The 25,320-nt window shown below is 59.1% G+C and carries 27 protein-coding genes; 9 read left to right on the top strand and 18 right to left on the bottom strand.

Annotated elements, in window-relative coordinates; all coding sequences use genetic code 11:
* Positions 1–72: 72 nt before the first annotated feature.
* From glpD to AC0Z5Z_RS24935, 4 genes are all read right to left on the bottom strand, one after another.
* Entirely contained in the window at positions 73–1,608 is a 1,536-nt protein-coding gene (gene glpD / locus AC0Z5Z_RS24950; protein WP_485611784.1) for a glycerol-3-phosphate dehydrogenase, read from the bottom strand.
* 247 nt (positions 1,609–1,855) lie between these two features.
* Positions 1,856–2,611, bottom strand: coding sequence for a DeoR/GlpR family transcriptional regulator (locus AC0Z5Z_RS24945; RefSeq protein ID WP_007953179.1), 756 nt, complete (start codon positions 2,609–2,611; stop codon positions 1,856–1,858).
* A 95-nt stretch (positions 2,612–2,706) separates the two neighbouring features.
* A complete protein-coding gene (glpK, locus tag AC0Z5Z_RS24940; RefSeq protein ID WP_024014162.1) occupies positions 2,707–4,209 on the bottom strand; it encodes a glycerol kinase GlpK in 1,503 nt (500 codons plus the stop codon).
* Between the two features lie 77 nt (positions 4,210–4,286).
* Positions 4,287–5,138 (bottom strand): MIP/aquaporin family protein, encoded by an 852-nt coding sequence (locus tag AC0Z5Z_RS24935; RefSeq protein ID WP_016773396.1) that lies wholly within the window; start codon positions 5,136–5,138, stop codon positions 4,287–4,289.
* Positions 5,139–5,489: 351 nt separating this feature from the next.
* On the opposite strand from AC0Z5Z_RS24935, the gene ybaK reads away from it, so the two are divergent.
* Positions 5,490–5,960, top strand: coding sequence for a Cys-tRNA(Pro) deacylase (ybaK, locus tag AC0Z5Z_RS24930; protein WP_485611783.1), 471 nt, complete (start codon positions 5,490–5,492; stop codon positions 5,958–5,960).
* Positions 5,961–6,059: 99 nt separating this feature from the next.
* Positions 6,060–6,842 (top strand): PhzF family phenazine biosynthesis protein, encoded by a 783-nt coding sequence (locus AC0Z5Z_RS24925; protein WP_095181784.1) that lies wholly within the window; start codon positions 6,060–6,062, stop codon positions 6,840–6,842.
* A gap of 120 nt (positions 6,843–6,962) precedes the next feature.
* On the opposite strand, the gene AC0Z5Z_RS24920 is transcribed toward AC0Z5Z_RS24925, so the two are convergent.
* The gene (locus AC0Z5Z_RS24920) at positions 6,963–8,072 is read right to left on the bottom strand and encodes an ABC transporter ATP-binding protein (RefSeq protein WP_485611782.1); all 1,110 of its coding nucleotides are present in this window, start codon (positions 8,070–8,072) and stop codon (positions 6,963–6,965) included.
* Positions 8,069–8,989: an ornithine carbamoyltransferase gene (gene argF, locus AC0Z5Z_RS24915; RefSeq protein ID WP_315434867.1), complete on the bottom strand. Its 921-nt coding sequence runs from the start codon at positions 8,987–8,989 to the stop codon at positions 8,069–8,071. Before argF ends, AC0Z5Z_RS24920 begins: the two co-directional genes overlap by 4 nt.
* Before the next feature lie 405 nt (positions 8,990–9,394).
* Between argF and AC0Z5Z_RS24910 the strand changes: the two genes are divergently transcribed.
* From AC0Z5Z_RS24910 to grxD, 3 genes are all read left to right on the top strand, one after another.
* Positions 9,395–9,685 (top strand): hypothetical protein, encoded by a 291-nt coding sequence (locus AC0Z5Z_RS24910; RefSeq protein ID WP_041479870.1) that lies wholly within the window; start codon positions 9,395–9,397, stop codon positions 9,683–9,685.
* 135 nt (positions 9,686–9,820) lie between these two features.
* Positions 9,821–11,926, top strand: coding sequence for a molybdopterin oxidoreductase family protein (locus tag AC0Z5Z_RS24905; RefSeq protein WP_485611781.1), 2,106 nt, complete (start codon positions 9,821–9,823; stop codon positions 11,924–11,926).
* 97 nt (positions 11,927–12,023) lie between these two features.
* Positions 12,024–12,365, top strand: a complete 342-nt coding sequence (gene grxD, locus AC0Z5Z_RS24900; RefSeq protein ID WP_016773402.1) for a Grx4 family monothiol glutaredoxin — start codon at positions 12,024–12,026, stop codon at positions 12,363–12,365.
* Positions 12,366–12,566: 201 nt separating this feature from the next.
* On the opposite strand, the gene bfr is transcribed toward grxD, so the two are convergent.
* Positions 12,567–13,040: a bacterioferritin gene (gene bfr / locus AC0Z5Z_RS24895; RefSeq protein WP_016773403.1), complete on the bottom strand. Its 474-nt coding sequence runs from the start codon at positions 13,038–13,040 to the stop codon at positions 12,567–12,569.
* Positions 13,041–13,241: 201 nt separating this feature from the next.
* Complete coding sequence (locus tag AC0Z5Z_RS24890; protein ID WP_003227725.1) at positions 13,242–13,460, bottom strand: bacterioferritin-associated ferredoxin; 219 nt, start codon at positions 13,458–13,460, stop codon at positions 13,242–13,244.
* A 312-nt stretch (positions 13,461–13,772) separates the two neighbouring features.
* Here AC0Z5Z_RS24890 and AC0Z5Z_RS24885 point away from each other — a divergent pair, with 312 nt between their 5' ends.
* The gene (locus AC0Z5Z_RS24885) at positions 13,773–14,375 is read left to right on the top strand and encodes a peroxiredoxin (RefSeq protein WP_003227723.1); all 603 of its coding nucleotides are present in this window, start codon (positions 13,773–13,775) and stop codon (positions 14,373–14,375) included.
* 74 nt (positions 14,376–14,449) lie between these two features.
* Here AC0Z5Z_RS24885 and rnt read toward each other — a convergent pair whose 3' ends face one another.
* Positions 14,450–15,127, bottom strand: a complete 678-nt coding sequence (gene rnt, locus AC0Z5Z_RS24880; protein ID WP_252868210.1) for a ribonuclease T — start codon at positions 15,125–15,127, stop codon at positions 14,450–14,452.
* Positions 15,124–16,170, bottom strand: coding sequence for a dihydroorotase (pyrC, locus tag AC0Z5Z_RS24875; RefSeq protein WP_353188138.1), 1,047 nt, complete (start codon positions 16,168–16,170; stop codon positions 15,124–15,126). Before pyrC ends, rnt begins: the two co-directional genes overlap by 4 nt.
* Positions 16,171–16,330: 160 nt before the next feature.
* On the opposite strand from pyrC, the gene AC0Z5Z_RS24870 reads away from it, so the two are divergent.
* Both AC0Z5Z_RS24870 and AC0Z5Z_RS24865 read left to right on the top strand, forming a co-directional pair.
* Complete coding sequence (locus tag AC0Z5Z_RS24870) at positions 16,331–17,245, top strand: flagellar protein MotY (protein ID WP_016773406.1); 915 nt, start codon at positions 16,331–16,333, stop codon at positions 17,243–17,245.
* Positions 17,246–17,374: 129 nt separating this feature from the next.
* A complete protein-coding gene (locus tag AC0Z5Z_RS24865; RefSeq protein ID WP_007953201.1) occupies positions 17,375–18,592 on the top strand; it encodes an argininosuccinate synthase in 1,218 nt (405 codons plus the stop codon).
* Positions 18,593–18,708: 116 nt separating this feature from the next.
* On the opposite strand, the gene AC0Z5Z_RS24860 is transcribed toward AC0Z5Z_RS24865, so the two are convergent.
* Complete coding sequence (locus tag AC0Z5Z_RS24860; RefSeq protein WP_095181788.1) at positions 18,709–19,410, bottom strand: hypothetical protein; 702 nt, start codon at positions 19,408–19,410, stop codon at positions 18,709–18,711.
* Between the two features lie 466 nt (positions 19,411–19,876).
* On the opposite strand from AC0Z5Z_RS24860, the gene AC0Z5Z_RS24855 reads away from it, so the two are divergent.
* Complete coding sequence (locus AC0Z5Z_RS24855) at positions 19,877–20,503, top strand: response regulator transcription factor (protein WP_016773408.1); 627 nt, start codon at positions 19,877–19,879, stop codon at positions 20,501–20,503.
* Between the two features lie 88 nt (positions 20,504–20,591).
* On the opposite strand, the gene AC0Z5Z_RS24850 is transcribed toward AC0Z5Z_RS24855, so the two are convergent.
* The 7 genes from AC0Z5Z_RS24850 to AC0Z5Z_RS24820 all read right to left on the bottom strand — a co-directional run bounded on the left by AC0Z5Z_RS24850 (position 20,592) and on the right by AC0Z5Z_RS24820 (position 25,234).
* Complete coding sequence (locus tag AC0Z5Z_RS24850; RefSeq protein ID WP_041479865.1) at positions 20,592–20,771, bottom strand: PA3496 family putative envelope integrity protein; 180 nt, start codon at positions 20,769–20,771, stop codon at positions 20,592–20,594.
* 107 nt (positions 20,772–20,878) lie between these two features.
* Positions 20,879–21,517: an endonuclease III gene (gene nth, locus AC0Z5Z_RS24845; RefSeq protein WP_016773410.1), complete on the bottom strand. Its 639-nt coding sequence runs from the start codon at positions 21,515–21,517 to the stop codon at positions 20,879–20,881.
* Positions 21,514–22,086, bottom strand: coding sequence for an Rnf-Nqr domain containing protein (locus tag AC0Z5Z_RS24840; protein WP_150741899.1), 573 nt, complete (start codon positions 22,084–22,086; stop codon positions 21,514–21,516). Before AC0Z5Z_RS24840 ends, nth begins: the two co-directional genes overlap by 4 nt.
* Positions 22,083–22,688, bottom strand: coding sequence for an RnfABCDGE type electron transport complex subunit G (locus AC0Z5Z_RS24835; protein ID WP_150741900.1), 606 nt, complete (start codon positions 22,686–22,688; stop codon positions 22,083–22,085). The genes AC0Z5Z_RS24840 and AC0Z5Z_RS24835 overlap by 4 nt, the downstream gene beginning before the upstream one ends.
* A complete protein-coding gene (locus AC0Z5Z_RS24830; RefSeq protein ID WP_485611780.1) occupies positions 22,685–23,677 on the bottom strand; it encodes an RnfABCDGE type electron transport complex subunit D in 993 nt (330 codons plus the stop codon). Before AC0Z5Z_RS24830 ends, AC0Z5Z_RS24835 begins: the two co-directional genes overlap by 4 nt.
* Entirely contained in the window at positions 23,664–24,668 is a 1,005-nt protein-coding gene (gene rsxB, locus AC0Z5Z_RS24825; protein WP_236168283.1) for an electron transport complex subunit RsxB, read from the bottom strand. Before rsxB ends, AC0Z5Z_RS24830 begins: the two co-directional genes overlap by 14 nt.
* On the bottom strand, positions 24,665–25,234 hold the full coding sequence (locus tag AC0Z5Z_RS24820; protein WP_150637387.1) for an Rnf-Nqr domain containing protein: 570 nt from the start codon (positions 25,232–25,234) through the stop codon (positions 24,665–24,667). Before AC0Z5Z_RS24820 ends, rsxB begins: the two co-directional genes overlap by 4 nt.
* Positions 25,235–25,320 lie beyond the last annotated feature (86 nt).

The raw sequence follows: 25,320 nt of genomic DNA, 5'->3' as shown, positions 1-25,320 counted from the left end.
GCCTTGCGGGCATAGCAAAAAGCCCCTGAATCTTGCGATTCAGGGGCTTTCGTTCAAACGATAGGGCGAAGATCAAGCCGCCTCGATCTTCCGGCTCTGCTCAACCTTGCCCAGATACGTCGACAGCGTCTGCTGTTCCTCCGCTGTGGTGAACAAGCCTAGCTTGGTGCGGCGCCACAGGATGTCGTGCGCCGTAGTGGCCCACTCTTCGCTGCACAGGTAATCGACTTCGCGGGTGTAGAGCCCGCCGCCGATGTGCTCACCCATGTCGGCCAGGCTTTCCACGCCTTCAAGCATGCGCCAGGTGCGGCTGCCGTAGGTGACGGCCCAGCGCCGGGCGATTTCGGTCGGGACGAAATCGAACTTGTCGCGAATCCGCGCGCTCAGGGCCTCTGGCGTGGTCATGTCTTCGCCGCCGGGCAGGGTGGCGGTCGCGGTCCAGCTCGGGCGCATCTGGGTGAAGAACGGCATCAACTGCGCCATCGCCGACTCGGCGAGCTTGCGGTAAGTGGTCAGCTTGCCGCCGAACACCGACAGTAGCGGTGCTTCTTCGGCGTTGCCCGACAGCGCCAGAGTGTAATCGCGGGTGACCGCAGACGGGTTGTCGGATTCGTCGTTGCACAGCGGCCGAACGCCCGAGTAGCTGTGCAGGATGTCTTCGCGGCTGAGCTGCTTCTTGAAGTGGGCGTTGACCACTTTCAGCACGTAATCGGTTTCGCCTTCGGTGATCGCTACTTTCGCCGGGTCGCCGGTGTATTCGCGGTCGGTAGTGCCGATCAGAGTGAAGTGGTTCAGGTACGGAATAGTGAAAACGATGCGCTGATCTTCGTTTTGCAGAATATGCGCATGTTCGCCTTCGTACAGTTTCGGCACGATGATGTGGCTGCCCTGGATCAGACGGATGCCATACGGCGATTCCATCTTCAGGTCGTCACGGATGAACTTGGCCACCCATGGGCCGGCGGCGTTGACCAGTGCTTTGGCGGTGATCGAAAACAAACTGCCGTCGGCGCGCTCCAGATGCAGATGCCACAGACCTTTGGTGCGGCGGGCACTGACACAGCGGGTCTGGGTATGCACATGCGCGCCTTTTTCACGGGCGGCCATGGCGTTCAGGACCACGAGGCGGGCGTCATCGACCCAGCAATCGGAGTATTCGAAGCCTTTCTTGATTTCGCTTTTCAGCGCGCTGTCGGCGCCGAACTTCAGGCTTTTCGAACCTGGCAGCTTTTCGCGTTTGCCAAGGTTGTCGTAGAGGAACAGGCCGGCACGAATCATCCACGCCGGACGCAGGTGCGGGCGGTGTGGCAGTACGAAACGCATCGGTTTGACGATATGCGGCGCCTTGGCCAGCAACACTTCACGCTCGGCGAGCGCTTCACGCACCAGACGGAATTCGTAATGTTCCAGATAGCGCAGGCCACCGTGGATCAGCTTGCTGCTGGCCGACGAGGTGTGGCTGGCCAGGTCGTCTTTTTCGCAAAGGAACACCGAAAGACCGCGACCGGCGGCATCCGCTGCGATCCCCACGCCGTTGATCCCGCCGCCAATCACGGCAATGTCATAGATCTCGGAGAGAGGGGGCGTACGCAAGGTAGAGGTGGACATCGGCTGGCCTCGGTTCTTTTGATTTTGTATTGGAAATCGAACATAAATGTTCATTTGCGAAAATGGTAGCCCATAAACACGCGCGCAGCCAGTCGCGTTCGATTGAAAAAACTCATCGAAGGGCCGAGAAAGGAAAATATCCGAACATTAAAAGCAAAAGATCGCAGCCTTCGGCAGCTCCTACAGGAGGAATGCATTCCAGATGCAGGAGCTGCCGAAGGCTGCGATCTTTTGATGCCTGGAAGCGTTAAACGACTTCCAGACGAATTTTGTGCTGACTCAGCAATTGCGCCAGCGCCGGTACCGGCTGCTGATCGGTGACAAGGCAATCGATCAGGCTGATCGGCCCCAGTCGAATCATCGCATTACGCCCGAACTTGCTTGAGTCCGCCGCGAGAATCACCTGTCGCGCGTTGGCGATGATCGCCTGGCTGACCCGGACCTCCTGATAGTCGAAGTCGAGCAGGCTGCCGTCCTCATCGATCCCGCTGATCCCGACCAAGGCGAAATCGACCTTGAACTGATTGATGAAGTCCACACTCGCCTGACCGACCACACCACCGTCGCGGCGCACGTTGCCGCCGGTCAGCAGCACATCGAAATCATCCTTGGCGCTGAGCATCGAGGCGACGTGCAGGTTGTTGGTGATGATCTTCAGGTGACTGTGATTGAGCAGGGCGCGAGCGATCGATTCGGTGGTGGTACCGATATTGATGAACAGCGAGGCGTGATCGGGGATCTGCGCGGCAATGGCTTCACCGATGCGTTGCTTTTCATCACGCATCTGATCGGCACGCATGGCATACGCGGTGTTTTCGACACTGGAATCGTAAGCGGCGCCACCGTGGTAGCGACGCAGCAGATTGGCTTCCGCGAGCTGGTTGATGTCGCGGCGGATTGTTTGCGGGGTGACAACGAACAGCGTGGCCATTTCCTCGATGCTCACATAGCCGCGTTCGCGGACCAGCTCGAGGATTTGCTGCTGACGGGGAGGCAGATTCATGGGGCTTCCTTTGGGCTGCCGTGCAAAATTTGCCCATGATGCCGCAGGAATCCGCTCCCGACCAGTTAGATACCTATGTGTAACTCAAGGCTGGCTTATTCAGCGTCCTCACGCGCCCAGTCACGGGTGCGGCTGACGGCTTTTTTCCAGCCTTTGTAGAGTTTCTCTTTCTCGGTTTCGTCAAGGCTCGGTTCGAACTCGCGCTCGATCACTGCCTTGCCGCGCAGTTCTTCCAGGCTGCCCCAGAAACCGCAGGCCAGGCCGGCCAGATAAGCCGCGCCGAGTGCGGTGGTTTCGCGCATTTGCGGGCGTTCGACCTGGGTGCCGAGGATGTCGGCCTGGAACTGCATGAGGAAGTTGTTCGCCACCGCACCGCCGTCCACGCGCAGGGCTTTGAGGCGTTCGCCGGAATCCTGTTGCATGGCGTCGAGTACGTCGCGGGTCTGGTAGGCGATCGACTCCAGCGCGGCGCGGATGATGTGATCCACGCGGACGCCGCGCGTCAGGCCGAACAGTGCGCCACGGGCATACGGGTCCCAGTACGGCGCGCCGAGACCGGTGAACGCCGGCACCAGATACACACCGTTGCTGTCCTTGACCTTGTTGGCAAAGTATTCGGTGTCGTGGGCGTCGTTGACGATTTTCAGTTCATCACGCAGCCATTGCACGGTCGAACCGCCGTTGAACACGGCGCCTTCCAGAGCATAAGCCACTTCGCCGCGCGGGCCGCAGGCGATGGTGGTGAGCATGCCGTGCTGGGATTTCACCGCTTTGTCGCCGGTGTTCATCAGCAGGAAGCAACCGGTGCCGTAGGTGTTTTTCGCCTGGCCCGGCTCGACGCACATCTGCCCGAACAGTGCCGCTTGCTGGTCGCCGGCGATGCCGCCGATGGCGATGCCGCTCTTGGTGCGACCGTAGATTTCCGAGGACGCTTTGACTTCCGGGAGCATCTCGCGCGGGATGTCGAGGATCTCCAGCATCTTCGAGTCCCACTCCAGCGAGTGAATGTTGAAGAGCATGGTGCGCGAGGCGTTGGTGTAGTCGGTGACGTGCACCTTGCCGCCGGTGAATTTCCAGATCAGCCAGCTATCGACGGTGCCGAACAGCAGCTCGCCGTTGCGCGCACGCTCGCGGCTGCCTTCGACGTTGTCGAGGATCCACTTCAGTTTGGTGCCGGAGAAGTACGGGTCGGTGACCAGGCCGGTGGTGTCGCGGATGTAGTCTTCGTGGCCATCGCGCTTGAGCTGCTGGCAGATCTCGGTGCTGCGGCGGCACTGCCAGACGATCGCGTTATACACGGGGCGGCCGGTGGTCTTGTCCCAGACCACGGTGGTTTCACGCTGGTTGGTGATACCGATCGCGGCAACCTGGTCGTGGTGCAGGCCGGCTTGGGCCAGCGCTTCAACCATCACCGCGCTCTGGGTGGCGAAGATTTCCATCGGGTCGTGCTCGACCCAACCGGCCTGCGGGTAATGCTGAACGAATTCGCGCTGCGCGGTGCAGACTACGTTCGCGTCGCGGTCGAAGATGATCGCGCGCGAACTGGTCGTACCCTGATCAAGGGCAATGATGTAGTTCTTGTTCTGAATGTCGGTCATGTCGATTGCCTTGGACGAAAAAAACGAGAGTGGGCCGTGGCGCCGGCTCGGATGGGCAGGAGCCGGCGCCGACTGTTTCAAGAAGTTCTTGGTTTGCCGTCAATGGCCGGTTCTGCATCCTTTGTAGCAGGTGTGGCGCCGGTCAGGTGACGGGCGATGAGCCCGCGATACCCGGCAGCGCCGAGGCAGGCACCGACAATCGGTGCAAAAATCGGAATCAGGAAATACGGAATATCACGACCACCGGTGAAGGAAATTTCACCCCAACCGGTAAAGAAAGTCATCAGTTTCGGACCGAAGTCACGCGCAGGGTTCATCGCGAAACCGGTCAGCGGACCCATCGCACTGCCGATCACGGCAATCAGCAGACCGATCAGCAGCGGCGCCATGGGGCCTCGTGGCAGGCCGTTGTTGTCATCGGTCAGGGCCATGATCACGCCCATCAGGATCGCGGTGATGATCATCTCGACCAGAAAGGCCTGGGCCGTCGACAGCACCGGGTTCGGGTAGGTGGAGAACACCGAGGCCAATTCCAGGCTGGCAGCCGAGCCACGAACCATCTGGTGGGTTTGTTCGTAATCGAAGAACAGATTGCTGTAGAGCGTGTAGACCAGCAATGCGCCGCAGAAGGCGCCGGCAATCTGCGAAAGGATGTAGAACGGCAGTTTGCGCTTTTCGAAGTCAGCGAAGATTGCCAGAGCAATGCTCACGGCCGGGTTCAGGTGCGCGCCGGAAACCCCGGCGGTGAGGTAGATCGCCATGCTCACGCCGACGCCCCAGATGATGCTGATCTCCCACAGGCCGAAGCTGGCACCTGCGACTTTGAGCGCGGCGACACAACCGGTGCCGAAGAAGATCAGAAGGGCGGTGCCCAGGAATTCGGCCATGCATTGGCCGGAAAGCGATGGTTGCGGTAAAGCAGCTGTCATTGAAAACCTCGGTTCTTTTTCTTGTGTGGCGCCTTGCCAACGGAGCAGGGCGCGATCTTCACCGGGTCGGAATCCCCATTCGGTTCCCGGGTTACTGCTGGGTACTGCGCGAAGCATAATTCTTACATTATTCAGATTCGAAAAAATATAGACAAGAAACAAACCTGTCAAAGGTCGAAAGTGAACTGTCGGTCACAATAAAACTATTCGCCGTGTGAATGATCAGCGCCGCGAACTGCTTGAATGCAGCGCGAAGCCACGGGATTCGCGGCTTGGAATAGAGCCTTTTGCCCAACGATGACCTAGAATCCGCCGCAGGTTTTTTCAAAGATTGCCGAACCCGGAGCTGCCATGACCCCAGCGTTGGACTTGTTGAAAAAAGTTCGTGCCGAACATCGCGTGCACAGTTACGAACATGATCCGAAGGCCGCGTCCTACGGGCTGGAGGCGGCGGAGAAGCTCGAGCTCGCACCGGCGCAAGTGTTCAAAACCTTGCTGGCCGCCAGTGAAAAAGGCGAACTGCTGGTGGCTGTGGTGCCGGTCGTCGGAACGCTCGACCTCAAAGGGCTGGCCCATGCCGCTGGAGTGAAAAAAGCCGAAATGGCTGATCCCGCTGCCGCGCAACGCTCCACCGGCTACCTGTTGGGCGGCATCAGCCCGCTCGGGCAGAAGAAACGCCTGCGCACCTTCATCGACAGTTCCGCTCAGGGGTTCGCGACTATTTATGTGAGTGCCGGGCGGCGAGGACTGGAAGTGGAATTGGCACCGGCGGTGCTGGCCGAGCACACCCAGGCGCAGTTCGCCGATATCGGCCGGGCTTAAAATGCGCGCCAGCTGTATGAAGAAAAAATTGCGCTTCTGTCACTGGCACTGATCCGGGCCGCCGTTGCATGCTCGGTCGACCAATTCAGGGAGAAAATCATGCAGCTTGCGTTTCATCAGGTCGACGCGTTCAGTGATCGGCCGTTCAGTGGCAACCCTGCGATGGTCTATCGGCTCGACAGCTGGCTGGCCGATGACTTGATGCAGAAAATCGCCGCCGAACACAACCTGGCGGAGACTGCGTTTCTGGTGCGCGAAGGGCAGGCCTGGCATATCCGCTGGTTCACCCCGACCACCGAAGTGCCGCTGTGCGGGCATGCGACCCTGGCCAGCGCGTTTGTACTGTTCGAAATCTATAAGGAAAGCGCCGAGCGCATCGACTTCATCTGCAAGTCCGGGCCGCTGAGTGTCAGCCGCGAAGGCGACCGGCTGTGGCTGGATTTCCCGACCATCGTGCCTTCGGAAATCGGCGTGACGCTGGATGTCGAGCGGGCGCTGGGTGTCGAGGCTGTTGATGTGCTCGGCTCCAACGAACTGTTCGTGGTGCTGGAATCGGAGCAGGCCGTGCTCGACTGCAAACCGGACATGGCGGCGCTGGCGAAACTGCCATGGCTGGGTGCAATCGTCACCGCGCGTGGCAACCAGCATGATTTCGTCTCGCGCTATTTCGCCCCGGCGATCGGTATCAATGAAGATCCGGTGACCGGTTCGACGCATTGCAGCCTGATTCCGTACTGGTCCAAGCGTCTGGGCAAAACGAATCTGACCGCGTGCCAGCGCTCGGCGCGGGGCGGCGAGTTGTTTTGTCGGCTGGAAGGTGAGCGGGTGAAGATTGGCGGCAATGCGACGCTGGTGGCCAGCGGTACCCTGTTTTTAGGCTGAGGCAATACCAACTGTGGGAGCGAGCCTGCTCGCGAAAGCGCTCTTTCAGTCAACATCTTCGGCGACTGAAACACCGCATTCGCGAGCAGGCTCGCTCCCACAATTTTTATCCAGTGCGGATCAAAGGCTGGTGCTGAACCGACGGACGCCGTTTTCCACCGCCGGAATCTGCGCCGCGGTGCTGCCGGATGCCTGGAACAGCACCAGGTGATCCGCCGCTACGCGAATCCCGACCTGCGCCCCAACCAGATGATCGGCGTGGCTGGGGAAGATCGATTCCAGCTGCGCGCCGGTCGGCAGTTGCAGGCGATACAAGGTCGCCGCGCCGAGGAATGTCTTGCCGACAATCTGCGCCTTCAACGCACTGTCCGGTGCATAAACAATGTCATCCGGACGCAACAGCACATCCACCGCACCGCCAATCGGCCAGGTGTAAGCACGGTTGCCGCGCAGTTCACCCAGCTCGGTCTGCACCGATTCCGGGGTGACGAGCTGACCGCGAATGAAATAACCCTGACCGATGAAACTGGCGACATAAGGCGTCGCCGGTTCGTGGTAGAGGTTGTAGGGCGTATCCCACTGTTCCAGCCGACCTTCCTTGAACACGCCAACATGATCGCTGACGGCGAAAGCTTCTTCCTGATCGTGGGTGACCAGAATCGCACTGGTGCCACGAGCCTTGAGAATGTCGCGCACCTCATGGCTGAGCTTGCGGCGCAGTTCGCCATCGAGATTGGAAAACGGCTCGTCGAGCAGCAGCAACTGCGGCTCCGGCGCCAAGGCACGGGCGAGGGCGACGCGCTGTTGCTGGCCGCCGGACAATTCGTGGGGGAAGCGCTTGTCGAGGTTTTTCAGGTTGACCAGTTCCAGCAGCTCTTCGACCACGCGCGCCTTGTTCGGGTGCTTGCGAATGCCGAAAGCGATGTTGTCGGCCACGCTCAGGTGCGGGAACAGCGCGTAGTCCTGAAACACCATGCCGATCCGGCGTTTCTCCGGCGCCAGGGTAAAACCGGCGCTGGACAGGGTTTCGCCACCGAGGGTGATTTCGCCTTCATGCACCGGTTCGAAACCGGCGATTGCGCGCAGGGTGGTGGTCTTGCCGCAGCCGGACGAGCCGAGCAGGCAGCCGATGTCGCCGGCGTTGAGGTGCAGATTGAGGTTCTGCACCACGCGTTGATCTTGATAGCCGCAAGCGAGGTTGCGCAGGTTCAGCAGTAATTCATGGCTCATGCGTGGTGATATGCCGGTTCGACGAGGAACTCGAGCAGGGCCTTCTGTGCGTGGAGACGGTTTTCTGCCTGATCCCAGGCGACGGAGCGCGGATCATCGAGCAGGTCGAGACTGATTTCTTCGCCACGGTGCGCCGGCAGGCAGTGCATGAACAGCACGTCCTCGGCAGCGAGGTCGAGCAAGGCACGGTTGACCTGAAACGGCGCGAACAGCTTGAGGCGCTTGGCAGTTTCCTCTTCCTGACCCATCGAAGTCCAGACGTCGGTGCTGACCAGATGCGCGCCACGCACGGCGTCTTGCGGATCGCGGACGATGGTCACGCGATCACCAGCCTGGGCGACGAATTGCGGGTTCGGCTCGTAGCCTTCCGGGCAGGCAACGCGCAACTGGAAGTCGAACTGGATCGCCGCTTCTATATAGCTGTTGCACATGTTGTTGCCGTCACCGATCCAGGCCACGGTCTTGCCCTGGATCGAGCCACGGTGTTCGAGGAAGGTCTGCATGTCGGCGAGCAACTGGCACGGGTGCAGATCATCGGACAGGCCGTTGATCACCGGCACGCGCGAGTTGGCGGCGAATTCGGTGAGGGTGCTGTGGGCGAAGGTGCGGATCATCACCGCATCGAGCATGCTCGACATGACGATGGCGCAATCGCTGATCGGCTCGCCACGGCCCAGTTGGGTGTCGCGCGGGGACAGGAAGATTGCCTGGCCGCCGAGCTGGATCATGCCGGCCTCGAAGGAGATCCGGGTACGGGTCGAGGATTTTTCGAAAATCATCCCCAGCACGCGGTTTTTCAGAGGCTCGAACAGTACGCCGCGGTTACGCAGGTCCTTGAGCTCAACGCCTCGACGGATCACGCTGACCAGCTCTTCGGGCGTGCAATCCATCAGGGAGAGAAAGTGCCTTGCGCTCATCATTGACTACCTTTTTGCTACAGACCGCAGATGCTCAAAGCCTTGTTTAACGGAACAACGGGCGAGACCTGCGGCGTAAGCCGCACGGGGCGACGAAATAGGGGAAGGCGCGATATTGACACTAAATGTCGCGTTTTTCCAATAGGGTACTTTTTCAGCGGGATTCGGAGCGCGGACCGAGCATTTCGATCACGCATGTTGAAGCCGGATTCAGTACAGCGGTGAGCCTCTTTGTACACTGGCGCCGCCGGGCTTGGCAATGCGCCGCGACGGCAACGCAGCGGTCCTGGTCGGTTTACGAACGCGGCGCCACCGATTCGCTTGGTCGGATGTTCAGACTGAAACATTTGCTAAAGCAAAGTGCTGGGTTATAAATAAGTTTCGAGCGACGCAGGAAGCCTCCGCATGGAATCGAAAGAACAACTGTTAATGGAGCTGCTGGGCCACACGGCTCGCTCCCTGACCCATCTCACCGCGTCAGTCACCTCGATGTCTTTCGAGTTGCTGCGCAGTGACGACGAAGTGGTCAAATCCGCCGGCCGACACATGATCGATCGCATGGCCACCATCAGCGCCGGGCTCGATGAGCACTGGCGGTTGATCGGCGAGCTCACCGGCGTCCACGTCGCCCACGAGCAGATCGAAACCATCCAGGAAATCCAGCTGGCCGCACCGCCGCAGTTGCCTTCGAACTGATCGCGACGGTTTATCGGCTGCCCTGATAACCATCGATTCACGAGACGAACGTCGCTGGCGCCTGCTCCGCGCACGGGCCATAGTTTTGTTCCCGCGGGCGTGATCGCCTGCCCCCGAACAAGACAGAGACTGGCCATGACCAAGACTCTTCACCACCGTGCGTGCCACCTGTGCGAAGCCATTTGCGGGCTGACCATCGAAACTACGGAAACCGATGGCGATGTCGCGATCACCTCGATCAAGGGCGATGCCCTCGACACCTTCAGCCGCGGCCATATCTGCCCGAAAGCCGTGGCCCTGCAAGATATTCAGAACGATCCCGACCGGCTGCGTCAGCCAATGCGCCGCGTCGGCAGCGAATGGCTGCCGATCGAATGGGACGAGGCGTTTGCGCTGGTGGCCGAGAAACTCGCGGCGATTCAGGAACGTCACGGCCAGAACGCCGTTGCGGTGTATCAGGGCAATCCGAGCGTGCACAACTACGGCCTGATGACCCACAGCAATTACTTCCTGGGGTTGCTGAAAACCCGCAATCGTTATTCGGCCACTTCAGTCGATCAATTGCCGCATCACCTCAGCAGCTATCTGATGTACGGCCACGGCTTGCTGTTGCCAATTCCGGACATCGATCACACCGATTTCATGCTGATTCTCGGCGGCAATCCGCTGGCGTCCAACGGCAGCATCATGACCGTGCCGGATGTCGAGAAACGCCTGAAGGCTATTCAGGCACGTGGCGGCAAAGTGGTGGTAGTCGATCCGCGCCGCAGCGAAACCGCAGCGATGGCTGATCAGCACGTGTTCGTCCGCCCGGGCGGCGACGCGGCGCTGTTATTCGGCATGCTCAATACGCTGTTCAGCGAAGGCCTGACCCGCGACAGCCATTTGCCGGTCGATGGCCTCGACGAGGTGCGCAGCGCCGTGGCTGCGTTTAGTGCCGAAGCGATGAGCCCGCTCTGCGCGGTGCCTGCCGAGCAGATCCGCCAACTCGCCCGCGACTTCGCTGCCGCGCCAAGCGCCGTCTGCTATGGACGCATGGGCGTCTCGACCCAGGCCTTCGGCACCTTGTGTCATTGGGTGGTGCAGTTGATCAACCTGGTCACGGGCAACCTCGACCGCGTTGGCGGTGCCCTGTGCACCGAGCCAGCGGTGGACCTGGTGGCGTCGACCTCGGGCGGGCATTTCAACAAATGGCAGAGCCGCGTTTCCGGGCGTCCTGAATACGGCGGCGAGTTGCCGGTCTCGGCGCTGGCCGAAGAAATGCTCACCGAGGGCGAGGGGCAGATCCGCGCGCTGATCACCGTGGCCGGCAACCCGGTGTTGTCGACACCCAACGGCCGGCAACTGGAACAGGCGCTGGACGGCCTCGACTTCATGCTCAGCATCGACCTGTACATCAACGAAACCACGCGCTATGCCGATCTGATCCTGCCGTCGACCTCGGCGCTGGAAAACGATCACTACGACACCACGTTCAACCTGTTTGCGGTGCGTAACGTGACCCGCTTCAATCGCGCGATCCTCGCCAAGCCCGAGGGTGCGCTGCACGACTGGGAGATCTTCGTCGGTTTGGCCAAGGCCTTCGCCGAGAAAACCGGCAAGGAGCTGAAACCGACGATGCCGCCGGCGAAGATGATCGACATGGGCCTGCGCATGGGCCGCTACGGCGATGCGTCCGAGCACAAGTTGTCGTTGGCGACGCTGTTCGATCATCCGCATGGCGTGGATCTGGGTGCGCTGAAGCCGAATCTGGCATCACGTCTGAAAACGCCGAATCAGCGTATCCAGGCCGCACCGCCGGAAATTCTCGCTGACCTCGCTCGCTTTGCCGCGTTGCAGGCGCCGGCTGCCGATGAGTTGTTGATGATCGGCCGCCGCCATGTGCGCAGCAACAATTCGTGGATGCACAACTTCCATCGACTGGTGAAGGGCAAGCCGCGGCATCAGTTGCTGATGCACCCGGATGATCTGGCCAGCCGTGGCCTGGCCGACGGGCAACGGGTTCGGGTGAGTTCGCGGGTCGGGCAGATCGAGGTGGAAGTGCTCGCCAGTCTCGACATGATGAAAGGCGTGGTCAGCCTGCCCCACGGTTGGGGCCACGCGCGCCCGGGCGTGCAGATGGCGATCGCCAGCGGCCAGCCGGGGTCGAGCGCCAACGACCTGACCGACGAGTGCCAGCTTGACGAACTGTCGGGCAACGCGGCGTTGAACGGTGTGCCGGTGACAGTGGCGGCGGCTTGAGCGGGTCTGTCGGGGAGACCGAGCATGGCGCTCGGGATTCCGTTACAATGCGCCACCGTGCCGACCTCTGAGTCGGAAAGTTCAGCCGAGGTGCTCCATGGATATCATCGAAACGATTAAAGAGCAGATTGCCAACAACACCATTCTGCTTTACATGAAAGGCTCGCCGAATGCCCCGCAGTGCGGCTTCTCCGCAAAAGCTGCGCAAGCCGTGATGGCCTGTGGTGAAAAGTTCGCGTACGTGGACATCCTGCAGAACCCGGAAATCCGCGCCAACCTGCCAAAGTACGCCAACTGGCCGACTTTCCCGCAACTGTGGGTCGGCGGTGAGCTGGTCGGCGGCAGCGACATCATGACCGAGATGGCTGCAGACGGTTCGCTGCAAAGCACCATCAAGGCGGCTGTCGAAGCGGCAGCGGCGAACAAGTCCGAAGCCTGATTCTACGTTCATAGAGTTTCGCTCGACGACGCGTCTCCCGAAGGAGCTGTCGAGTGAAACGAGGCTGCGATCTTTTGATCTTCGGCCAACAAAAAGCCCCGCACCTCGAAAGAGGGCGGGGCTTTTTGTTGGTTATATGAGTTGACTGAGTATCAAGGCTGAAATCGATAAAGATCGCCGCCTCGTTTCACTCGACAGCTCCTACTCTTCGCCCATCTGCGACTGCAGATAGTTTTCCAGGCCGATCTTGTCGATCAGGCCGAGCTGGGTTTCCAGCCAGTCGATGTGTTCTTCTTCCGACTCGAGAATGTCTTCGAGCAGTTCACGGCTGCCGAAGTCGCCAACGGTTTCGCAATGGGCGATGGCGGCTTTCAGGTCGGCGTGGCCGGTCTTTTCGATGCGCAGGTCGCATTCGAGCATTTCGCGGGTGTGTTCGCCGATGTGCAGCTTGCCCAGGTCCTGAACGTTCGGCAGGCCTTCAAGGAACAGGATGCGCTTGATCAGCTTGTCCGCGTGTTTCATCTCGTCGATGGATTCGTGATATTCGTGCTTGCCGAGCTTGTTCAGACCCCAATCTTCATACATGCGCGCATGCAGGAAGTACTGATTGATCGCGACCAGCTCATTGGCAAGGATCTTGTTGAGATGCTGGATGACTGTAATGTCGCCTTTCATGATCGGAGTCCTGCCCTGTATTAACTGTATATAAGGCGGAGTTTGAGCTTGGTGTTTATAAGTGTCAAACCTAAGTTATTGAATAATAAATGAAAATTAATCGGAATAAGAATGTTTGTGTTCCGCGTCTGGACGCTAAGCAATTGATTTTCAGGCATAAAAAAACCGGACGCGAAGTCCGGTTCTTTGAAATGGGGGCATTTACGCAGCAGTAAATTCTACAGGGTAAGGGATCGCGGCCTGGGCGGTTTGCAGCTTGGTCAGGGTTTCGCGGACCACTTCCTTGGCAAGGCAGGCGCATTTGCCGCACTGGCTGGCGACGCCGGTGGCCTGGCGAACTTCTTTGTAGCTGCAGCAACCTTCATAGATCGCTTCGCGGATCTGTCCGTCGGTGACGCCAGTGCAGAGGCAAACATACATAAGTAAGAACCGTCGCTGGTTGTGACTCAATTGCGATGGATCTTAATGTTAACGAGAATGATTGTCAAAGTGCTTTCGGAACGCTTCCCAGCCAATTTCCCAGCGACTGACGAACGGTATTTTCCAAATGCGCGTCTGACCCCATGAATACGCAGTGGATAACCGAACAGGGAAAATCCGTTACGGACAGGCCAAACACGCAGTGTATGATGGTCGTCCCTTGCGAAGAGGGTTCGTGTCACAGGGCTGTCGCCTGAGGGTGACAGGCTGGCCCGGACCCTGAACTTCAAGTTTCTACACCAGGAGATATCAATGAGCGTACTCGTAGGCAAACAAGCCCCAGACTTCACCGTCCCGGCCGTACTCGGCAATGGCGAGATCGTTGACAGCTTCACCCTGTCCTCGGCCATCAAAGGCAAATACGGCCTGGTGTTCTTCTACCCGCTGGACTTCACCTTCGTCTGCCCGTCCGAGCTGATCGCTCTGGACAACCGCATGGCTGACTTCAAGGCGCGCAACGTTGAAGTGATCGCTGTGTCGATCGACTCGCACTTCACCCACAACGCCTGGCGCAACACTCCAGTGAACAATGGCGGCATCGGCCAGGTGAAATACACCATGGCTGCCGACATGAAGCACGACATCGCCAAGGCTTACGACGTTGAATCCGAAGGCGGCGTGGCTTTCCGTGGCGCGTTCCTGATCGACGACAAAGGCGTGGTTCGCTCGCAGATCATCAACGACCTGCCGCTGGGCCGTAACATGGAAGAGCTGATCCGTCTGGTCGACGCGCTGCAATTCCACGAAGAGCACGGCGAAGTCTGCCCGGCCAACTGGAAGAAAGGCGACAAAGGCATGAACGCTTCGCCAGAAGGCGTTGCGGCTTACCTGACCGAAAACGCTGCTGCCCTGTAAGGCGCAACGTCGAGGTACAAAAAAACCGGCCCATGTGGCCGGTTTTTTTATGCGCGGGATTTGTTCGCCGAGGATCAGTCGTCGAAGTCTTCCCAGCCGCCCATCTGTTTCCAGCGATTGACGATGCCGCAGAACAGCTCAGCGGTCTTTTCGGTGTCGTAGCGCGCCGAGTGCGCCTCACGACCGTCGAAATCGATGCCGGCGGCCTGACAGGCTTTCGCCAGCACTGTCTGACCGTACGCCAGACCCGCCAGAGTCGCCGTGTCGAAACTGGAGAACGGGTGGAACGGGTTGCGCTTCATGTCCAGCCGCGCGACTGCTGCGTTGAGAAAGCCCAGATCGAAGCTGCTGTTGTGCCCGACCAGAATCGCCCGTTTGCAACCGTTGGCTTTGAGGGCCTTGCGGATGCCACGGAAAATATCGGTCAGCGCGGTTTCTTCACTGACGGCCATGCGCAGCGGATGATCAAGCTTGATCCCGGTGAATTCCAGCGCTGCCGCTTCAACGTTCGCACCTTCGAATGGCTCGACGCGGAAGAAGTAGGTGTGATCCGGGTAGACGAAACCCTTTTCATCCATGGCGATGGTGGTCGCGGCAATCTCCAGCAGGGCATCGGTGGCTGCGTTGAAGCCACCGGTTTCTACGTCGACGACAACCGGCAGGTAGCCGCGAAAACGCGCTGCCATCGGGTGACGGGAACCGCCGCCACCACCTTGACCGTCCAGCTCATCGTCGAAATGCTCTTCACTCACGCGTGTTCCTCCAGCAGGCGCCAGCGCAGTTTTTCACCGGCGCGCAGCGGGATAACGGTCAGCTCGCCAAATGGCAGGCTGGTTGGGGCGGTCCATTCTTCGCGAACCAGGGTGATGCGATCGGTGTTTGCCGGCAGGCCGTAGAAACGCGGGCCGTTGAGGCTGGCGAAGGCTTCGAGCTTGTCCAGCGCATTACGCTGTTCAAACGCTTCGGCATACATCTCGATGGCGGCGTAGGCGGTGTAGCAACCGGCGCAACCGCAGGCGGCTTCCTTGGCGTGCAGGGCGTGGGGCGCCGAGTCGGTGCCGAGGAAGAACTTGGCGCTGCCGCTGGTGGCGGCATCGAGCAAGGCTTCCTGATGGGTGTTGCGCTTGAGGATCGGCAAGCAATAGAAGTGTGGCCGAATCCCGCCCACCAGCATGTGGTTACGGTTGTACAACAGGTGGTGCGCGGTGATGGTCGCGCCGACGTTGGCCGAAGCCTCGTTGACGAATTGCACGGCGTCACCGGTGGTGATGTGCTCGAACACCACTTTCAGCGTCGGGAAGCGCTCGACCACGCGGCGCATGTGCTCATCGATGAAGATTTTTTCGCGGTCGAACACATCGACGTCGCCACGGGTGACTTCACCGTGGATCAACAGCGGCATGCCGACTTCGGCCATGGCTTCGAGCGCCGGGAAGATCTTGTCGATGCTGGTCACGCCGGAATCGGAATTGGTGGTCGCGCCGGCCGGGTAAAGCTTGGCGGCGTAGACGAAACCGCTGGCCTTGGCCTGACGAATTTCTTCCGGTTGGGTGCGGTCGGTGAGGTACAGCACCATCAACGGCTCGAACTGACTGCCGGCCGGGCGGGCAGCGAGAATGCGCTGACGATAGCCGTCGGCTTCAGCGGCGTTGCGCACCGGCGGTACCAGGTTCGGCATGATGATCGCGCGCCCGAAGGTGCGGGCCACATCGGCAACGGTATTGGTCAACACGGCACCATCGCGAAGATGAATGTGCCAGTCGTCGGGACGCAGCAGGGTCAGGCGGTCGGACATGAGGGGATTCCAGGCGGGTCAAACTGAGGCGAATGCTACCGGAAAAGACTCTTGCAGGCACCCGCTATCAAGTTTTGCCACAAGCGTCCGATATCCCGAAGGTATGCCGTAAACATTGTGTGAATCGGTGTTTGTGTTTCACAAGCCAATGGAGCCTCCCGTGCGCCAGCGTTATTTAGCCCTGCTCAGTGTGTTTGCCAGCCTTCCCGCGATGGCGCTGACTTACCAGACCCGTCTGGAGAACATTGAGTGGACGGTCGCCGGCGACCAGTTCGAATGCCGCCTGACGCAACCGATCACTGATTTCGGCTCGGGCGAGTTCGTGCGCAAGGCCGGTGAGCAGGCGATCTTTCGCCTGAACGCCTACAACGCCATGCTTGGTGGCGGCTCGGCGACGTTGCTCGCTGCCGCTGCACCGTGGCAGCCGGGGCGCGGCGATATCAATCTGGGCTCGGTACGGCTGGGCAGTGGCAATGTGTTGTTCAACAGCTCGCAATCCCAGGCCGGTGGGCTGATCAGCGGTCTGCTGGACGGCCGTAGCCCGGTAGTTCGCCGTGCGTCTGGCGATGGCCGGGTGTCGGAAGTGCGTTTGCTGCCGGTGAAATTCAGCAAGGCGTTCAACGACTATCAAGGCTGCGTGGCGAAATTGCTGCCGCAGAATTTCGACCAGATCAAGCAGTCGCAGATAGGTTTTCCCGGCGAAGGCGTTGAGCTGGACCCGGCTGCCAAGGCCAAGCTGCAAGTGATGCTCGAATACATGAAGGCCGACCCGACGGTGAACCACATTGACCTCGACGGCCATTCCGACAACAGCGGCAATCGTCTGACCAACCGCGAATTGTCGCGCCGCCGCGCGCTGGCGGTAGTCGATTTCTTCAAGGCCAACGGCATTCAGGAATCGCAGATCACCGTGCGTTTCCACGGCGAGCAGTATCCGATCGTGCCGAACACCAGCAAGGCCAATCGTGCGAAGAATCGCCGGGTCAACGTGAAACTGTCGCGTGTGGCACCGACCACAGCTCCTGCGCCAGCGCCGCAAGCGAGTACGCCAGCCACCGCCGCAACGACTTCCTGACTCGCCGGTCATCGTCGCGCTCTCGACAGATTCTGTCGCTTTGTCGTCTTAAGCTGTCGCGCCTCTGTAAATTATCGCGTTTGAGCGGTAGACTCCCCGGCTTTCCGTAGAACCCCGTGGAGTGATGGCATGGCGGACGTAAACAAGGTCGTTCTGGCGTATTCCGGCGGCCTGGACACTTCGGTGATCCTCAAGTGGCTGCAGGATACTTATAACTGTGAAGTGGTGACTTTCACCGCCGATCTCGGTCAAGGCGAAGAGGTCGAGCCGGCCCGCGCCAAGGCTCAGGCCATGGGCGTCAAAGAAATCTACATCGACGATCTGCGCGAAGAGTTCGTGCGTGATTTCGTGTTCCCGATGTTCCGCGCCAACACCGTTTACGAAGGCGAGTACCTGCTGGGTACTTCCATCGCCCGTCCGCTGATCGCCAAGCGCCTGATCGAAATCGCCAACGAAACCGGCGCCGACGCCATTTCCCATGGCGCCACCGGCAAGGGCAACGACCAGGTGCGCTTCGAACTGGGCGCCTACGCGCTCAAGCCAGGCGTGAAAGTGATCGCCCCTTGGCGCGAGTGGGACCTGCTGTCGCGCGAAAAGCTGATGGACTACGCCGAGAAGCACGCGATCCCGATCGAACGCCACGGCAAGAAAAAATCCCCGTACTCGATGGACGCCAACCTGCTGCACATCTCCTATGAAGGCGGCGTGCTGGAAGACACCTGGACCGAGCACGAAGAAGACATGTGGCGCTGGACCGTCTCCCCGGAGAAGGCTCCCGACACCCCGCAATACCTGGAACTGACTTACCGCAACGGCGACATCGTCGCGCTGGACGGCGTCGAAATGACCCCGGCCACCGTACTGGCGACGCTGAACAAGATCGGCGGCGAGCACGGCATCGGTCGTCTCGACATCGTCGAAAACCGTTATGTCGGCATGAAGTCCCGTGGCTGCTACGAGACCCCGGGTGGCACCATCATGCTGCGCGCTCACCGCGCCATCGAATCGATCACTCTGGACCGCGAAGTCGCTCACCTCAAAGACGAGCTGATGCCCAAGTACGCCAGCCTGATCTACACCGGCTACTGGTGGAGCCCTGAGCGTCTGATGCTGCAACAGATGATCGACGCTTCGCAGGTCAACGTGAACGGCGTAGTGCGCCTGAAGCTGTACAAGGGCAACGTCATCGTCACCGGCCGCAAGTCCGACGATTCGCTGTTCGACGCCAACATCGCCACCTTCGAAGAAGATGGCGGTGCTTACAATCAGGCGGATGCGGCGGGCTTCATCAAGCTCAACGCGCTGCGCATGCGCATTGCTGCCAACAAGGGCCGCAAGTTGTTCTGAGTGGCTCAGACCGACGCGCAATAAAAATGGCGGCCTGTTGAGGGCCGCCTTTTTTTCATCTTTTTTTTCTGGTTCATCAGGCTCCCTCGTGTATCTGCGCGCAGTCTTGACCCGGTTCAGCTGGTTCGTCCCAGTAATGTCACCGTCTGCGAACACAGGTTATATACGATGCACAGTGTGGCTCCTGAGCCTTTCTTGGCCTGCCTGATCTGTTGCAATGCGGAGTGGGCAAGCGCGTCCGACGCATGATTACAAAGAAATACGAGAACCCGCGCGTGCTTTTTATCGACGCCTTTTAGCGTTTCGAAGATGGCATCGAATTCCTTCGCTGCATCAACTTCTCTTGCGTCAATGATGTTCAGTTCACTTACCCAGGGTGACAGCTTGATATTCTGCATAACCGGATGGGATGGGTCGCGTGGACCGAGCGGTGGGTCCGGCGCGTTGTGAACTCTGCAGGGAATCGGCACTCGGCCTGGCCCGGTTTTACCCGACACGATGCAACTGGTCAGCTCAAAAGCACAACGCTCGCCTGCTTCGCGAAAGGATTCGTCCCTCTGGTTATTTTGAGTGGTTTTCAAAAAGCTTTTGTCTTTGCCGAAGTCTGAAGGCGAGTAAAGCGAGCGATGATTGAAGTTGAGAGTGATAAAGAACAGGAATAACAAGTAAAAGGGGAAACTGATCAGAAACCAGACGTAAATTTCCCGGTCCTTGTTATCGAGAAATGGTAACGATACCGCCGCCGAGGTTTCCGAAAGAATTGCAAATATGGCGATGACTGTCATGGGGTTGGTGATTTTGTTTTTTATCTTTAGCATTGTTCTGCTTCTACATGGTTTGTCTAGTTTAAGTTGGTTGTTTCAGCGATAGTAAAGGCGCTTGTGTAAGTGCGCGGCTGTTAACTAAAGTTTTATAGAATCAACGATGTTGTGTCGAACAGGTGGTTGTGTCGGTTCGTTACGTCGTATGTCCCAGTGCTTGCCCAAGGCCAATTTGACAGGTAAATCATCGTGTATGAAGGTTCGTAATTGCGCCTGTTGAAGTTTTCCAACGACCCACCATGGCGTAGGACTCGACTGCATGAAGATCAAACTCCGCCGGTGTATGAAAGATCGGAAGGCGGTTGCAATGGGGCAAGGGCAGCGAATTTGTGGGAATTATCCTCAATGCCTGTAGGGAATGTCTCTGGATGCAAATGCGTGTAAAAGTTGCCATGCCTTGAAGCAAGTGACTGGGATATCGTGCGTGTTCTAAAAATTCGAACAGCGAAAACTGGACTTGCCCATGAATAAAGTGCTGATCGTGGATGACCACCCCGTCATTCGACTTGCGGTACGTATGCTGATGGAACGGCATGGCTACGAAGTCATTGCAGAAACGGATAATGGCGTTGATGCACTACAAATTGCTCGTGAACAAATACCCGATCTTGTCATCCTGGATATTGGAATACCCAAACTCGACGGACTGGAAGTTATTGCGCGCCTGACCTCCACTGCCATGCCGGTGAAAGTGCTGGTGCTGACTTCCCAGGCTCCCGGCCATTTTTCAATGCGTTGCATGCAATCGGGCGCAGCGGGTTACGTGTGCAAACAGCAGGATCTGACCGAATTGCTCAGTGCGATCAAGGCAGTACTGTCCGGCTACAGTTATTTTCCCAATCAGGCGCTGCACACCGTGCGCACCAGTCTGGGCAATGCGAGTGAAGCGGACATGGTTGATCGTCTGTCCGGGCGGGAAATGATGGTGTTGCAGCAGTTGGCGCGCGGCAAGACCAACAAGGAAATCGCCGATGGCATGTTTTTAAGCAACAAGACTGTGAGTACCTACAAGACTCGCCTGTTGCTGAAACTCAATGCGCGCTCTCTGGTTGATCTGATCGAGCTGGCGCAGCGCAACGGCCTGGTTTGAACGATTCGACAGCTGAGAACGTCATGGGCCGATCAAGCTCGGTTGTCGCAGAAAATGAAAAGCCTCCGTCTAGGGAGGCCTTCAGATATCACAGATCATAATCGTAGTCAGCCAATTGCCTTTGCAGTCGGCGCTCCTCAAGCAGGTTGTCGATTGTGCGACGCTTGCTAAGGTTGGTCTTGGCCACTTCAACCACCGGTTCGACCTCATCGGCGTCGGTGGCAATAAGATCCTCTTCTACATCCAGTTGCTCTGTGTCGGTACTCATGAAGTCAACTCCCGGCTAAGACTGCCTTTGGCGCTCCTTATATCGACATTACTGCGGCGGGTAAAAAAGATTTTTTCAATCGATGGATGCGAAAAACCGATGACCGCTCAATCGTCAGAAGTTTTATGTTTGTATTCGCATAGATCTTCGATGCGGCAGCTGCCGCAGCGCGGTTTACGCGCCAGGCAAACATAACGACCGTGCAAAATCAGCCAGTGATGAGAGTCGAGCAGGAATTCTTTCGGTACAAACTTCATCAACTTCATTTCTACTTCCACCACATTTTTCCCCGGCGCGATGCCGGTGCGATTGCTGACGCGAAAAATGTGCGTGTCGACCGCCATGGTCAATTGGCGGAAAGCGGTGTTGAGCACCACGTTGGCGGTCTTGCGCCCGACGCCCGGCAAGGCTTCCAGTTCTTCCCGGGTTTGCGGGACTTCACCGCCATGACGCTCAACCAGCAAACGGCAGGTTTCAATGACGTTTTTCGCCTTGCTGTTGTAGAGGCCAATGGTCTTGATGTACTCGGACAGCCCCTCGACACCCAGCGCATGAATCGCGGCGGGTGTATTGGCGACGGGAAAGAGTTTGGCAGTCGCCTTGTTGACGCCGACATCGGTGGACTGCGCCGAAAGAATCACCGCAATCAGCAGCTCGAACGGCGAAGAGTAGGCCAGTTCGGTTTTCGGCTCGGGATTGTCTTCGTGCAGTCGGCGAAATATCTCAAGACGTTTTGCAGCATTCATGGGCGATGCGTTTCCTTGATGACAGAATTGCGGCGTGTCCACGCCTGACGGGCGGCGAGAAGCAGGCCCAGTAAAACCAAAGCGCCGGGAACCAGCGTAATCAGACGCAGCCCTTCGGGGAATAAAACCAGACCTGGCCAATGCTCCGAAAGGCCTCGGCCAAGGCTGCCATAACCGATAATCTCGCGCAGCCCGCCGACTACCAGCATGAGCGCGCCGAACATTGCGCAGCGTTTGAAGCTGACAGCGACGGGCTCGCGGAAGGCACCGTGGTATTCAAACACGACGCAGTGCAAGGCGATCAGCCCTATGTAGAGCTCAGACGTCTGCTGCCATGGCAAAAACCAGCGTTGCGCCACAATATCCGCGCAACTGGTCAACGTCGCGGCGATTATCAGGCTGGCGAGCAATGCACGGGTGCCCGTGAGGCGCTCGCGCAGCGGCGACATGCAGACGGCAAATACACCGAGTACCGCGCTGAGCATCAAGGTTATCCCCAGTGCAGCGCTGAATGTTGGTGTGGCGCCCAGTAGGGGCACCAGCATCAATAAATTCACCGTGCGCTTCATGGGCCAGTCCCCAACAGCAGCGCCCGATGCTCATCGAAATAACGCAGTGCGTCATGAATTGCGTCAATGGCGGCACGGGAGGTAATGGTCGCGCCAGCGATTTGATCGAACTGCCCCTGATCCTTTTTCAGCGCCCAGCCGGCGTCTGTCGGCTCAGTACGGGATTTGCCGATGAAGGCCTGAAGCCAGGCATTCGGCCATTCACCGATGTAACCACCCAATCCTGGCGTTTCGCGCTGCTCAAGGGTTTTCACGCCTAAAAGTTTGCCATTAGCATCAATGGCAATCAGCAGTTCCAGAGTACCTGCGTAACCTTCTCTGCGACTGCGCAACAGCACCGCGACTGTCTGACCGGAGCGGGTCGCTCGATAGCCGCCCGACAGCGTGCTATGGCGCAAAGCAGGCTCGGCGAGCGTCAGCGGTAGCTCCAGCGGCTGATTGTCGTAGAGCGCGGCAGGCATGACATCAAGCAATTTGCGGCTGTCGAGCAAGCGCTGCTCGCTGGCAATCTGCGGTGCACTGCTGCGCTGCAACACGTATGTCGCACTCATGCCAACGAGTGCCAGCAGCACCACCGTCGCGACACTCGCTGAGCGGTTCACGCGTTCACCTTCGACTGGCGGCTGAGGGCGAAGCGTTCGAGTGCCGGCACCAGAAGATTCATCAGCAATACCGCAAACGCGACGCCGTCCGGGTAACCACCCCACGTGCGAATCAGATAAGTCAGCAGGCCGACGCCAACACCGAACAGCAGGCGGGCAAGGGCGCTTTTCGCGCCGGACACCGGCTCGGTCACAATAAAAAATGCACCGAGCATGGTCGCGCCGCTGAGCAGGTGAAACAGCGGCGAACCATGGGAATCCGACCCCGAGCCGTTCCAGCACAACAGGCTGATGACGAACAGACTGGCGAGCATCCCCACCGGTGCGTGCCAGGAAAAGATCCGCCGCTGCAACAGCCACAGGCCGCCGAGCAGAAACGCCAGATTCACCCATTCCACACCGCGCCCGCCGAAACGGCCGAAGGCCGGGTTGCTGGCGAACAGCTCCTGCATGGTCAGGCTTTTATTGATGCGCAAACTGTCGAGTGCCGTGGCTTGCACCCAAGCGTCCGGCGCCTGCGCTGGACTGAAAACCTGTTGCAGCGCCGCAAGAGAATCCAGGCCATGAGCGGGCCAATGGGTCATCGCTTGCGGGAACAGCACTATGCTCAGGACAAAGCCAAGCATCGCCGGGTTGAACGGGTTTTTGCCGACGCCGCCATACAGATGTTTGCCGAACAACAGACCTGAAGCGGTCGCAATGACCGTCAGCCACCAAGGGCAATAAGCCGGCAGCGCGGCGGTCAGCAACATCGCACTGACCAGCGCGCTGCCATCAAGCATTGCCGCTTGCACCGCTTGCACCGCTTGCCGACGCAGACAGGCGACGCCCGCTTCGACGAGCAAAGCACTGACAACCGCCAGGGAAAGGTTGATCAACACGCCCCAGCCATACAGCCAGAATAAAGCGAGCAGACCCGGCACAGCGGCCAGCAGCACGGTGTTCATCGCCTGTTGCAGGCGATCGTCCACTGGCTCAAGGGGCGGCATGGTCTTGCACCCTGCGCTCGGCGTCACTCACGGCTTGCTCCAGTGCTGCGATCTGCTCCGGCGCAGCCTCCGCTGCCTGAGCCTTTTTCAACTCGGCGCGGCGCATGGCCAACTGGATCTTGGCTCGCTTCAGTTCGGCGTCGTTGGTCGGTGCGGGAACGGCGGGAATCACCGGTTGGCTGCTTTCCAGATTCGCCAGCGCCTGCTCGGCGGCTTCGAATTGTTGCTGCAGGACGATCAATTGCGACTGCTGCTCGAACGTCGGCGGGTGACCGAAGGCTTTCAGCGATTTGTGCAGTTGCGCTCGACTCATCGCCACATCGACCTTGGCCTTCTTCAGTGCCGCATCAGCGTTCGCGGCTTTTTGCGCACGCACCCGCTCCAGCGCAGCCTGCACCGGGTCGGCGGTCGATACTTGCGGTTGTGCCGCACGCGCGGCTCGCGCTTCACGTTCAGCCTGCTTTTGCTGTTCTTCATGCAGCAAGCGCTGGTTGCGTCGCTCGAAACGCTGGCGCGCATGGTCACGCTTTTCAGCGCGGGCGCGCTGTTCTTCGAGATCGAATGCGAGACCGCCAACCACTGGGATCGTGTTCGCAGGCAAAGGATGCATTTCGATGCAGTCGACCGGGCACGGCGCAACGCACAGATCACAACCGGTGCACTCGTCGATCAGCACCGTGTGCATGAGTTTTGCCGCGCCGACGATGGCGTCGACCGGGCAGGCCTGAATGCACTTGGTGCAGCCGATGCATTCGGCCTCGCGGATAAAGGCGATTTGCGGCGGTGCCGGGCCACGGCTGATGTCCAGTTCCAGGACCGGTATTTTCAACAGTTCGGCCAGGGCGACGATGGTCTCCTCGCCGCCCGGCGGGCACTTGTTGATCGGCTCGCCGTCAACAATGCCTTGCGCATAGGGTTTGCATCCGGGATGGCCGCACTTGCCGCATTGGGTCTGCGGCAGCAGGGCATCGATGCGTTGAATCAGACTCATGTTTTGATCAATCCACTGAATCCGAGAAAAATCACTGCGACCAGTCCGGCGCTGATCAGATCGATCGGCAGGCCGCGAAAGGGCAGGGGAATATCGTTGTCGACCGTGCGCTCGCGCAGGTCGCAGAACACGCTCAGCACCAGCCAGAAACCCAGCCCTGCACCCAAACTCAAAGCTGTCGCGTGCAGCAGGCCATGATCGTTTTGCGCATTGATCAAGGCCAGCCCGAGTACCCCGGCATTGCCCAGCAGCAGCGGCCACAATCCAGCGAACGGCCAATCGGGCAGGCCGCGCGCCAGCAGTTTCAGCAGCGGCGCGATCAACAACACACTCAATGGCAGAAACACGAACAGGCGCAGCGCTTCAAGCTGCAACGGCACCAATATCCACTGCCAGATCGCCTGACCGATAACGCCGACCACCACCATCAGGCACAACGTCGCCAACCCCAGCGCATGGACCTGGCGTCGGCTGCCCGCCAGCAGCGGAGCGACGCCCAGCGGCCAGTGCAACACGAAGTTGTTGAGCAGCGCAGCACTGATCAGCGTTAACACGAGTTCGGTCATGGTTCTGCCAGCGAAACGGGCGGGTGTCTCTTAAGGGTAGGCACTATCGGGCCAGATATGAAAAATCCCACCGGCATGCAGAGCAC

This window comes from Pseudomonas sp. 1L-E-NC-VB-C3, from assembly GCF_057291535.1.
This window is presented reverse-complemented; position numbering and strand designations above follow the sequence as displayed.